This window comes from Priestia megaterium, assembly GCF_009497655.1.
Taxonomy (GTDB): Bacteria; Bacillota; Bacilli; order Bacillales; family Bacillaceae_H; genus Priestia; species Priestia zanthoxyli.
In genome coordinates, this window is the sequence record NZ_CP023317.1 from 4640003 (window position 1) to 4652485 (window position 12483).

Sequence of the window (12483 nt, forward strand, 5' to 3'; positions counted from 1 at the left end):
AAATCGCTCACCGTACCTCGGTGAGCGAATAGAACGAAGATAGAAGAAGACACTAAGTCTTTTCTCAATCCTCGCTCTACCCTCTCACCTCCCGAAGAAGATAAAACGACATAAAAAAGGCAGGTCTCCTGACTTATGCTTCTTTTTACTTTAAGGCCTTCCCATGATGTTTACTCACAGTGGATCTCCTTATTTCATCAGCATTCACAGTTGCGGGGACAGCTTTGGATTTTCACCAAATTCCCTTTTAAGTCTTTTTATCAGACACCTTTTTCACTGGAAAACACAAAATATAGTATTTTATTATTGTTTAACAAACAACATATTGTGTTATGTTATAAACACATTATATAGGACAACTTAGAAAACTATCAACCTATTTTCAAAAATAATTTTGTTTTTTACGATAAAATCCTTCGACTTTTTTCATCAAACTACTCCATCATAACATGTTTTGACACGCTTGATGGAACAATGTGCTCTTTTTAAAAAATTTGTCCTATTTTTCTACTAAACATTGCCAACATCAATAAAAAAACCGTTTTTCATAAAAAACGGTTTTTAATTATTTGTATTCTTTTTCAAATGCTGTGATTGTTTTGATAAACTTTTTATCAATATCGTATCCTATCCCCGGTTTTTCCTTCACCTTTATTACTCCGGCTTCTACCTCTACTTCGGGCTTAATAATATCTTTTTCCCAATAGCGAGACGACGCAGAAATGTCACCTGGTATCGTGAAAGAAGGCAGTGTGGCAAGGGCGATGTTATGAGCTCGTGAAATCCCGGCTTCTAACATTCCGCCAACCCAAAGCCTTACACCGTGTAGGGCGCATAAATCATGAATTTTTTTTGCTACAGACATTCCGCCAACTCGACCGATTTTCACATTGATAATCTTGCAGCTTTTTTGTTCGATTGCATGACGTGCATCTTCATAGCTCACAATACTTTCATCTAAGCAAATCGGCGTCTTCATTTGCTTTTGTAATAATCGATGATCAAGGATATCATCCGAACTTAACGGCTGTTCGATCATCATTAAATTCAATTCATCTAGTTTTTTCAATGAATCACTATCGCTTAACGTATAGGCTGAATTGGCATCAGCCATAAGAGGAATGCTTGGAAATTCATCTCGAATTTGTTTCAGTAGCTCATAGTCAGCGCCTGGCTTAATTTTCACTTTAAAGCGCTTATAACCATCTTTCATATAAGTCTTTATTTGTTCTTTCATGATGGAAATATCATTTAAGCCAACTACCACTCCAGCTTCTACAGCAGGCCTTATTCCGCCAATTACTTCAGCTAAGGGCTTATTTTGGCGCTTTGCATACAAATCCCATACAGCACAGTCCAAAGCTGCTTTAGCCATGTTGTTCCGCTTTAGAGGTTTGAATAACTTTTGAACATCCTCTGGTTTTTGAAGCTGCTGGTGAAGAAGCGAAGGAATTAAAAAATCGTCTAACATATGAAAACATGTCTGAATCGTTTCTTCCGTATACCAAGGAGATGAAAAAGCAACGACTTCTCCCCATCCTGTAAATCCTTTTTCATCTTCTACTTCAAGCAAAATCAATTCTCGATCCTGGACCGTACCATAGCTTGTTGAAAAAGGAGAAAGAAGCTTCATGTCAATTTTATAAAGATGTACTTTTTTGATAATCATCGATTAAATCCCTTTCTGTATGAACGATGATAGCTTCCGGCGTATGATTTTATTAGAGGCCGTTCGCGGCAGCTCCTCTACTCGAACGAAATACTTTGGAAGTTTGTACTTTGCTAAAAATTGTTGAATGTGTAAAGATAACTCTTCATCTGAAACGTCTTCGTTTATAACAATGCATGCTGCAGGAACTTGTCCCCATTTTCCATCGGCTACTCCCGTTACACCGGCCTCTTTAACAGCGGGATGCTTCAACAAAACATTTTCAATTTCAGCTGGATATACATTTTCTCCACCTGAAATAATAAGGTCCGAACGTCTGTCTAATACATATAGAAAACCTTCTTCATCCACTTTCCCGATATCTCCTGTATAGAACCAGCCTTGTTGAAGGGCTTTTTTAGTAGCTTCAGGTTTATTTAAATATCCTTTTGTAACATTTGGACCTTTAACAATGATTTCTCCTGCTTCACGTGTTTCATTTCCATTCTCATCTACAATTTTCATTGCACACGGAAATAATGGTTTACCTGCTGATCCCAGTTTTCGCAAACTATCTTCAGGTGAAAGCGTAACGAACTGTGAAGATGTTTCTGTCATTCCATACGTTTGATAAACAGGAATTTCTTTATTCACACAAGCCTCTAAAATAGTAAGCGGTGCGGGTCCTCCTCCTAAAAGCATACAGCGAAATGTATTTGGGTATTTACGTTCAGCTAATTCATCCAGCATATTCGATAGCATGGAAGTGACAACCGAAATAATTGTTACTCCTTTGTTTTCAATGGCTTCATTCACCGCTCTTGCTTCAAATCGTTCTTCTAAAATGATTTTCATTCCGTAAAAGACGCTCCGCATTAAAATGGATAATCCGCTAATATGAAACAAAGGAACCGCTATAAGCCAGCAGTCTTTTTCATTTAATCCTAAATTAAGCGCTGAACCAATGGAACTCCACCAGTGATTTCCATATGTCTGCAGCACTCCTTTTGGATTACCTGTTGTTCCAGACGTATACATAATGGTGAACGTCTCCTCGAGATTCCACGTTTTCTGAAAATACGTTTCTGTTTCTGGAGAACTTTTTAAAGAAGATAAAGGAAGCTGAGTAATGGAACTTTGGAACTCTCTCGTTAAAAATGCTTCATCCGTAATAAGCAACGACACGTTTGCATCTGTTAGCTGATAATTGATTTCTTCATTTGTCAAACGCGTATTGACGAGCAGCACCCGAGCGCCAATATAAGAAACCGCATGTAAAATCTCAATAAACTCCACGCTGTTTTTCATGCATAAAGCAATGGTATCACCTTGCTTTACACCGTTAAACGAAAGCTGCTGCGCTACTTTTTGAACACGCTTATGAAGCTCTTGAAAAGTAAGCGACGTTTGCAGTGTTTCTACCGCCACTCGGTTTGGCGTCAAATATGCTCTTTGCATAAGCCCATTAGGAATCGTTTGGCCACTCATAAATTTCTCTCCTTTTTATACTAATTAACTAAATCAAATTGAAAAAACAGCCTGATGATAATCACCAAGCTGTTTCAGCTGTTTAAGGGAAACGTGGGAACTGTTGGAAGTCTGGATTGCGTTTTTCCTTAAATGCATCGCGACCTTCTTTTGCCTCGTCCGTTGTGTAATAAAGAAGCGTTGCGTCACCCGCAAATTGCTGGATACCAGCTAAGCCGTCCGTATCAGCATTAAATGCTGCTTTTAAGAAACGAAGAGCGGTTGGACTTTTTTCTAACATCTCTTCACACCATTGAATTGTTTCAGCTTCAAGCTGTTCTAATGGAACGACCGTGTTTACTAATCCCATGTCTAGTGCTTCTTGAGCGTTGTACTGACGGCATAAGAACCAGATCTCACGCGCTTTCTTATGGCCTACGATGCGAGCTAAGTAACCAGAGCCATATCCTGCATCGAAGCTTCCAACTTTAGGACCTGTTTGTCCAAAGACTGCGTTATCCGCTGCAATTGTTAAGTCACATACAACGTGAAGAACGTGGCCTCCACCAATTGCATAGCCTGATACCATTGCAACAACCGGCTTTGGAATTACGCGAATTAAACGCTGTAAATCTAGAACGTTTAGACGTGGAATTTCATCTTCTCCTACATAGCCGCCGTGACCGCGAACTCTTTGGTCTCCGCCTGAGCAAAATGCTTTATCCCCAGCACCTGCTAATACAATTACTCCAACGCTTGCATCGTCACGAGCATAAGCAAATGCATCGATCAATTCCATTACTGTTTTTGGACGGAATGCATTGTGCACTTCCGGACGGTTAATCGTAATTTTAGCGATTCCGTTATATGTTTCGTATAAAATGTCTTCATATTGACGTACTGATGTCCATTCAACTGTCATCTTTATTTCCTCCTAATTATGTAGTAGCTAAGAACTCACTTACTATTCTACCAAAAATCTCGGGTTGTTCCACGTGAATTGCATGGCCTGTCCCTAAAATAATTTTAGAAGTAGCATTTGGTATTAATGTTTGCATTTCTTTGGAAATTAAACAAAACTTTTGATCTACTTCTCCTGTAATAAGCAAAACCGGCATCAACAGATCGTCCAGCTTCTCCCAAAGGGACGGCTGGACTCCTGTTCCCATTCCTTTCAAACTGTTGGAAAGGCCGATTTCTGTATGCGAAAGTCTTTCTTGACGCACCGCTTCTTGAACATAGCTAGGCAATTGCTTTTGAGAACGAAAAAGAGGGATTTCCTCCCAAAAGTTCACAAATTCTTCAATTCCATTTTTCACAATGCGGCTCGCCAGCTGCTCATCTTTTTCTTTTCTTAGCTTTTGTTCTTCTCGCGTTTTTAAACCAGGCGATGCGCTTTCTAATACCAACTTTTTCACAAGGTGTGGATATCGCTGAGCAAATGAGAGAGCAAGCCTTCCTCCCATCGAATATCCAATTACATTCACCTGTGATAGAGATAGCTGTTGAAGCAGCTCATGCAGTGCTTCAACAACTGCTTCCATTGAATATGGTTTGATTTCTTTCGGAGCTGCTGATTGGCCATGACCAATAATATCAACAGCAATCACTTGATAGTCTTTAACGAATTTCTTCATAAAGGTACGCCAGGTTTGAGAAGAACCGGTAAAGCCGTGAAGAAGCAGCAGCGGCTCTCCTTTTCCCTCGGTGTGCACATAGTAAGATACACCATTTAATTGATACATCATTGCTTATTCCACACCGTTTGACAAATTTATTTCCTCGGAAACAAGTTTCCACAAACTGCGATGAGTCTCTACATTTTCTGTACGAGTTGTACGAATCTCTACAACATGTAACCCGCCTTTTGTGAAAGCATGGTTCATTGCATGTCGAAATTCTTCCCAGCTGCTTGCTGAAGAAAATGTGCCATCATACAGACGAGTGGCATGCTCAAAATTCAATCCAGTTGGCGTACCGAATAAAAATTCAAAGTGCTTTTCTTGTTTTGACTGCGGTAAAAATGAAAAAATTCCTCCGCCGTCATTGTTAACTAGCACAACGGTTAAATTTAAATTATGCATCTTAGCTGCCAGCAGACCATTTAAATCGTGATAAAAAGATAGGTCACCAATAAATAAAACGGTGTGATCGTAAGCCGTGCTTACGCCTAGAGCAGACGAAACCACACCATCAATTCCATTTGCTCCTCGGTTTACAAAAAGTGGAATATCTTTCTCCGTATTTAAGAAGAAAGAATCAATATCTCGAACAGGCATTGAATTTCCAACAAACAAAGCCGTGCCTTCAGGTACTACATCCACAATTTCTTGAACTACTTGTCCTTCGAACCATTCCTGGCCAGAAGTTAATGTTTTGAGAGCCTGTGCAGTTTGAGCATTAATCTTTTTCCATAGACTCAGCCATGAAGTAGACTCCTCTTGATTCGCTGAAAGGCGCTTGATCAGTTCTTCACAAAATAATGTTTCATTGGCTTCAATCATCACTGTTGAACGCAAAGTAGGATCTCTCCAGCCTTTACCTTGGTCAACTACAAACATTTCTTTCGGCTCGTGTGCTTTTAAAAATTGCAATAGCGGTTTCGATACCGGCATCGCGCCAAAACGAATGACAACTTCGGGGTAAAAACGCTCATCAACCTTATCACTTTTTAAAAATGTATCATATGTCTCTATTACATTTTCTTTTGAATGCTTGCCGCTTCTTAATTGTGATAACGGATCTGCGAGCACCGGAAAGCTTAAAGCGTCAGCTAAACGGCATACGCTGTCTACTGCTTTTAAAGACATTTGATCTCCGCATATAATAAGTCCTTTTGTTGTTCCCTCTAGGCGCTTCGCAATTTCTTCGAATCCTTTTTCAGATAGAGATGCTTCTCCATGAATAGCAGCCACATATGATTTACCGCGTTTCCCCTGACTCCATAAATCTTCAATAGACAAATCTGGTACAATCGGTTCACGTAAAGGTACGTTAATGTGTACAGGACCGCTCGGTATAGCTTGAGCTGTATGAACAGCCCTTGAAGCTACTGTTCGAATATAACGATTCATATCTGCACTTTCTTCTGGTAAAGCTGTATCTACAAACCACTTCGCATACTGACCGAAAAGATGATTCTGATTAATTGCCTGCGGGGCACCTATATCCCTTAACTCGTGCGGCCGATCGGCTGTGATAACGACTAAAGGAATGCGTGAGTAGTGAGCTTCAATTACTGCAGGATAATAATTCGCTGCAGCTGTTCCAGATGTACATACAAGCGCCACTGGTTTTTTCTTTGCTTTTGCTATTCCTAGAGCAAAAAAGCCGGCAGAACGTTCATCAATGTTTAAGTGCACATGAATATCAGGGTGCTCAGCCATAAGCATCGCAATAGGCGTTGAACGTGACCCTGGACTGACCACTACTTCTTCAACATTTGCTTCTACTAATTCATCCACGAATGACGCAATATACGTTGTTAATGATTTAATGTGTTCCACGCATAATCCCTCCTAAAGCTGAAAGCATCGGGTTGAATTTAATTTTTGTTTCTTCATATTCACTTTCAGGCGTAGAATCTGCTACAATTCCACAGCCCGCAAATAAAACAGCTTCTTTTTGCTGAATAACAGCCGAGCGGATTCCTACTATAAATTCACCGTTTCCATTGATATCCATCCATCCTAAAGGAGCTGCGTACCACCCTCGGTCAAAGGATTCTAGCTTTCGAATAATAGGCAAGGCCTCCTGTTGAGGATATCCTCCTAACGCTGGTGTTGGATGGAGCTTTTGAATAAATGAAAATAGCGTCACATCTTCCTTTATACGCCCTTTCACAGGTGTATACAAATGTTGAATATGCTTTGTTTTATATAAACTTGGCTTACTTGGAATTTCTACTTCATAACAATAAGAATTCATCGCTTCTTTAATCATATGAACAACAACATCGTGCTCAATTAAGTTCTTAGGATCCTGAAGCAATTCCTCACCTAGTTCGTGATCTTCCTGCCTTGTCTTTCCTCTTGGAATCGAACCCGCTAAACAAGTGGAAAACACGTAATCTCCTTGTTTTTGTACTAGTCTTTCTGGGGAAGCGCCGATAAAATGCTGATGCTCTCCCTCTAAAATATATGTGTAGCTAGTTGGCTGTTCCTTTAACAGACGCTGAAGCACGTATTCAGTAGAAATATCTTCATTAAATTTTACTTTTAATTGGCGAGCAAGAACCACTTTCTCTATAACCTGTTGCTTAATTAAAGTAGTAGCTCTTTCAATATTTCCTTTAAATTTCTCTACCCCAATTTCTTCTTTTTCCAACAGCAAAGGTGAAATATGAGATTCCCCGTCGTACTCTTCACAAAGAACAAGTTTTTGGACCTCTTCGAAATAATTGATGTGCTCTTTTACAGAATCTTGTCCTTTAACCATCATATTAACGGTAAGATATCCTTCTTTATTTACCTGGGTATATAACACAGTTGGAATCATAAATTTTGAACTCGGGAAATCACTCCAATAGTTTTCTCGATACTGATTTGGGTCAAATGAAAATCCTCCAAATAAAAGAGGACCTGTCCCATCAGGGAAAATTTGGTTATTTTTATAAAAGTCTTCTTTTATAAAGCGCTTCCATTCATTTTCAATGTGGAAATAACGTTCTTTTGCCGCATTGGTGCAAATAGTATGCGCATATCCTAATCCAACAAATGTATAATAACTGTTGGGATCTTTCCAAAAAAAGCGTTCTTTATAAAACTGGTCATGTCCGTTCGCATAAAAAATAAGGGGGTCAATAGGTCTTACTTTTTTCACTAAACTGACCAATTTTGGCTGATTTTCATTTTTTGCACGCTCAATCGCATCTTTAATGTATTCTTGTACTAACTGTTCGGTCGTTGCAATCACACTACGTCCCCCCGTTCATCTTTTTTTCTTAAGTCTGTAACTAACTTATTATAAACTTTCAGTTCAAAAAAATCTAGCATCGCGATTCATGAGCAAAAATTAATTTTGCTTGTCTAAATTACGCCTTTTCAGTAAACCAATAAAAAAATCTTTATGATCTATTTAGTACCCTTTAGCCCTCAAGAACATTATTTTTATCATACCCTTTTCTATAACCTTTACCTTTCTTTAATTTTCCACTCCATTTCTCTCTTAGCTTCATGAATACCCCAAATCCTCCTAATATGAATCGTGTTTTTTTGAATTTTTAACACATACTACAAAAGCACACTAAATTTTTAAGGGGGAGCTTCATGACACTTTCAAAACAAGAAATCAGTCAGTTAAAACAAAATTTACAGCAGCAGCAGGCTGATATTCAATCGCACTTTGATCAAAATGATCATTTTGGTCTAACTCGAAGCGACGCTCACGATGCTGTAGGAGAACTTTCAAGCTACGATAACCACCCTGGTGACACAGCCACAGAAACATACGAGCGTGAAAAAGACCTTGCACTAAATGAACATGCAAAACAAGAGCTACATGAAATAGAAGAAGCACTGCAGGCAATCGCTCACAGCACGTATGGAACATGCAAAGTATGTGGAGCAGATATCTCATTTGAAAGACTTCAGGCTGTACCAACTACTTTATACTGTAGAGAACATAGCCCATCACAGGATATTCCAAAGCACAGACCTGTAGAAGAAAATGTTCTCCATCACCCATTTGGTCAATACGACTATGACGATACCGAGACGACAGGATACGACGCAGAAGATTCTTGGCAAGACGTTGCGCGTTACGGGACGTCTGAATCTCCTTCTGATTTTATAGAAGATACGTCTAACTATAGTGAAACCTATATTGAGGCGGATGAAGCTATCGGGTACGTTGAAGATTATGAAAACTTTGCCGCTACCGATTTATATGGACAGCCTCTTCCTATTTACCCTTCAAAAGAGCATGAGCGATATGAAAATGCACTGGATGAAGAAGGTACGATGACCATATTTGGAGATTTACCGGCCTATGAGAAAGATCCATACACTGAAAAGGAGTAGTTCTTCATACTACTCTTTTTTCTATTTTTAGTAGGAGCTATGGGAGATGACATCGAATGAATAGGAGATTAGAATTAATAATGAGGTGAACATAATGAATGCACATGAAATTGATTATAAATTGTATGGAGATGACATGCAGTTTGTTGAAATTGAATTAGATCCTTCAGAAAGTGTGATAGCAGAAGCTGGAGGAATGATGATGATGGAAGATGATATTGAGATGGAAACCATTTTTGGTGACGGTTCTTCCTCCAACAGCAGCGGACTTTTTAATAAACTAAAAGGTGCTGGGAAACGCGTATTAACTGGTGAAAGTTTATTTATGACGGTATATACAAATAACGGATATCACAAGCGAAAAGTATCTTTCGCTTCACCTTTTCCAGGTAAGATTATTCCTGTCGATTTAGAGCAGCTCGATCATAAAATCATTTGTCAAAAAAGCTCCTTTTTATGCGCTGCCAAAGGCGTATCCGTTGGTATTGACTTTCAAAAAAAACTAGGAACGGGCTTCTTTGGCGGTGAAGGTTTTATTATGCAAAAATTAGAAGGCAATGGCCTCGCATTTTTGCATGCAGGCGGCACCATTCATAAGAGACAGCTGCAGCCGGGTGAACGCCTTCGTGTAGATACTGGCTGTTTAGTGGCCATGACCCGTGATGTAAATTACAACATCGAATATGTAGGGAAAATTAAAACAGCTCTGTTTGGAGGAGAAGGCATGTTTTTTGCTACTCTGTCAGGACCGGGAACAGTTTGGATTCAATCTCTTCCTTTTAGTCGACTAGCCGATCGCGTTTTATCAAGTGCAGTTTCACCAACGGGAGGTAAAGGTGAAGGCAGTATCCTTGGTTCTTTAGGTGATTTCTTAAACGGTGACAACAGATAAAATAAAAAGGTGTAGTCGTTGACTACACCTTTTTTATTTATTGATTTAATAAATTTTTAGTGGAATGAATTCCCCAAATATCAGATGCATATTCCTCAATCGTTCGGTCACTAGAAAAAAAGCCGGAATGTGCAATGTTCGTCGCACTCATTTGAAGCCATTTATTTTCATTTCCATAAGCTTCGTTTACTTTTTGCTGTGCCGTAACGTATGAGTCAAAGTCACGGAGTACGTAGTATTCATCATTTTGCATTAATAATGAATCATATATAGGCTCGAATAAGTCATATGTGTCAGGTAAGAAGCCGTTTGTGAGCTGCTCGAGCACTTGTCGAATCCGCTTATCATGATGGTAATAATCATAGGCACGGTATCCTCCATTTTGCTGATAGCTCAATACTTCTTCGGCTTTTAACCCAAAAATAAAGACATTATCTTTTCCTACTGCCTCGCTAATTTCGACGTTCGCTCCGTCCATCGTACCAAGAGTTAACGCTCCGTTCATCATGAATTTCATATTTCCCGTTCCCGAAGCTTCTTTGCTGGCGGTTGAAATCTGTTCGCTGACATCCGCTGCAGGAAAGATATACTCAGCAAGTGACACTCGATAGTTTTCTAAAAAAACGACTTTTAAAAACGGTGATGTTTGTGGATCATGATTGACAACATCAGCTACAGAATTAATTAGCTTGATGACTTTTTTTGCATAATAATAGCCGGGAGAAGCTTTCGCACCAAAAATAAATGTACGAGGCACGATTTGAAAATTAGGGTCTTCTTTTAATCGATTGTACAAATACATAATGTGCAGTACATTTAAAAGCTGTCTTTTATAAGCATGAAGCCTTTTAACCTGTACATCAAAAATAGAATGTGAATCTATTTTAATTCCCGTTTGCTCTTGAATAATATCGGCAAGCAGCTTTTTACGCTGTTGTTTTACTGTTTTTAGTCCTTGTAAAAAGCTTGGATCTTCCACATACTCTTGGAGCTTTATAAGAGAATGCGGCTGTTTAATCCATTTATCTCCTATCACCTCGGTAATAAGAGAGGAAAGCTGCGGGTTAGCTTTTAACAACCAGCGCCGGTGGGTAATTCCATTCGTTTTATTGTTAAATTTAGCAGGATAAAACTGATAAAAATCTTTCATTTCTCGTTCTTTTAAAATATCAGTATGAATCTTTGCCACGCCGTTTACTTTATAACTTCCCACAATTGCTAAATGAGCCATCTTTACTAGCCCGTGCGCTAAAATAGCCATATTTTCAATCCGCTGCCAGTCTCCTGGATATGCTTCCCATAATTCTTTACAAAAGCGCTCATTAATTTCTTCAATAATCATATACACTCGTGGAAGCAAGGGTTGAAATAAATCAATCGGCCATTTCTCAAGGGCTTCAGAAAGAGTCGTATGGTTTGTGTATGAAATGGTATTGGACGTAATATGCCATGCATCTTCCCATTCCATTTTTTCTTCATCCAGTAAAATTCTCATTAGCTCAGGAATCGCAAGTACAGGATGCGTATCGTTAATATGAATGGCTACTTTTTCGTGAAAGTTTGTAAGTGTTTGATAGGTATTTCGATGTGCTCTGATAATACTTTGTAAGCTAGCTGACACAAGAAAATATTGCTGTTTCAACCTTAATATTTTACCATCTTCATGTGTATCATCCGGATATAAAAATTCTGATACAGCCTCTGTTTGACGCTTATACTCCATCACATCTTTATGTACTGGAAATGATGAAGGCTCCGCATTCCAAAGGCGAAGTGTATTCACTGTATCTGTTTTATACCCGATAACCGGGATGTCATAAGGAACAGCAGAGACGGGTTCTCCTTTTACATGACGAAAAGAGAATGTTCCGTCTTCCTGTACCATTTCAACTTCGCCCCAAAAGTTCACTTCGATTGCTTGATCTAATTTGCGTACTTCCCATGAATTCCCATGCCTTAACCATTGTTCTGGGAGCTCAATTTGAAAGCCGTTTACAATCTTTTGATCAAACAAACCGTGTTTATAGCGAATCCCATAACCGTGACCAGGAAGATTAAGTGAAGCAAGAGAATCTAAAAAACAAGCAGCAAGCCTGCCTAATCCCCCGTTTCCTAATCCTGCGTCTACTTCGATTTCCTCAATATTTTCAAGTGAAATATTCAGATCACTTAATCCTTCTTTTACAACTTCCCGAATTCCTAAGTTCAACAGATTTTGACCCAACAGTCTGCCTAATAAAAATTCGATAGAAAGATAATACACTTGCTTTGTATGTGAAGACCTATGAATTTCATTGGTTGAAATCCAATCGCTGCTAATATACTCTCGCACCATATTTCCTAATGTATGATAGTGATCTTGAACAGTAGATTCTTTAAAGCTCTTTCCATATGTCATTTCCAGCTTTTTTAAAAAAGCCTCTTGAAAGCTTTTTTTATCAGAGAACAATCTGCTC

General features: G+C 38.9%; 9 protein-coding genes and 1 riboswitch. Of the genes, 2 read left to right on the forward strand and 7 right to left on the reverse strand.

Features of this window, described 5'->3' with window-relative positions:
• Positions 1 to 101: 101 nt before the first annotated feature.
• A riboswitch (cobalamin riboswitch) is annotated at positions 102 to 287 on the reverse strand.
• A gap of 278 nt (positions 288 to 565) precedes the next feature.
• The 6 genes from menC to CEQ83_RS23765 all read right to left on the reverse strand — a co-directional run bounded on the left by menC (position 566) and on the right by CEQ83_RS23765 (position 8029).
• Entirely contained in the window at positions 566 to 1669 is a 1104-nt protein-coding gene (gene menC / locus CEQ83_RS23740) for an o-succinylbenzoate synthase (protein WP_028411865.1), read from the reverse strand.
• A 3-nt stretch (positions 1670 to 1672) separates the two neighbouring features.
• Entirely contained in the window at positions 1673 to 3136 is a 1464-nt protein-coding gene (locus tag CEQ83_RS23745; protein ID WP_028411866.1) for an o-succinylbenzoate--CoA ligase, read from the reverse strand.
• An 82-nt stretch (positions 3137 to 3218) separates the two neighbouring features.
• A complete protein-coding gene (gene menB / locus CEQ83_RS23750; RefSeq protein ID WP_013085280.1) occupies positions 3219 to 4037 on the reverse strand; it encodes a 1,4-dihydroxy-2-naphthoyl-CoA synthase in 819 nt (272 codons plus the stop codon).
• Positions 4038 to 4053: 16 nt separating this feature from the next.
• Positions 4054 to 4863, reverse strand: a complete 810-nt coding sequence (gene menH, locus CEQ83_RS23755) for a 2-succinyl-6-hydroxy-2,4-cyclohexadiene-1-carboxylate synthase (protein ID WP_028411867.1) — start codon at positions 4861 to 4863, stop codon at positions 4054 to 4056.
• Between the two features lie 3 nt (positions 4864 to 4866).
• A complete protein-coding gene (menD, locus tag CEQ83_RS23760) occupies positions 4867 to 6621 on the reverse strand; it encodes a 2-succinyl-5-enolpyruvyl-6-hydroxy-3-cyclohexene-1-carboxylic-acid synthase (protein WP_028411868.1) in 1755 nt (584 codons plus the stop codon).
• Positions 6608 to 8029, reverse strand: a complete 1422-nt coding sequence (locus CEQ83_RS23765) for an isochorismate synthase (protein WP_098627468.1) — start codon at positions 8027 to 8029, stop codon at positions 6608 to 6610. The genes menD and CEQ83_RS23765 overlap by 14 nt, the downstream gene beginning before the upstream one ends.
• Positions 8030 to 8382: 353 nt before the next feature.
• Between CEQ83_RS23765 and CEQ83_RS23770 the strand changes: the two genes are divergently transcribed.
• Entirely contained in the window at positions 8383 to 9135 is a 753-nt protein-coding gene (locus CEQ83_RS23770) for a TraR/DksA C4-type zinc finger protein (protein WP_013059568.1), read from the forward strand.
• 94 nt (positions 9136 to 9229) lie between these two features.
• Positions 9230 to 10027, forward strand: a complete 798-nt coding sequence (locus CEQ83_RS23775; protein ID WP_013059569.1) for a TIGR00266 family protein — start codon at positions 9230 to 9232, stop codon at positions 10025 to 10027.
• Positions 10028 to 10064: 37 nt separating this feature from the next.
• On the opposite strand, the gene CEQ83_RS23780 is transcribed toward CEQ83_RS23775, so the two are convergent.
• Positions 10065 to 12476 (reverse strand): glycogen/starch/alpha-glucan phosphorylase, encoded by a 2412-nt coding sequence (locus tag CEQ83_RS23780; protein WP_028411871.1) that lies wholly within the window; start codon positions 12474 to 12476, stop codon positions 10065 to 10067.
• Positions 12477 to 12483: the final 7 nt, after the last annotated feature.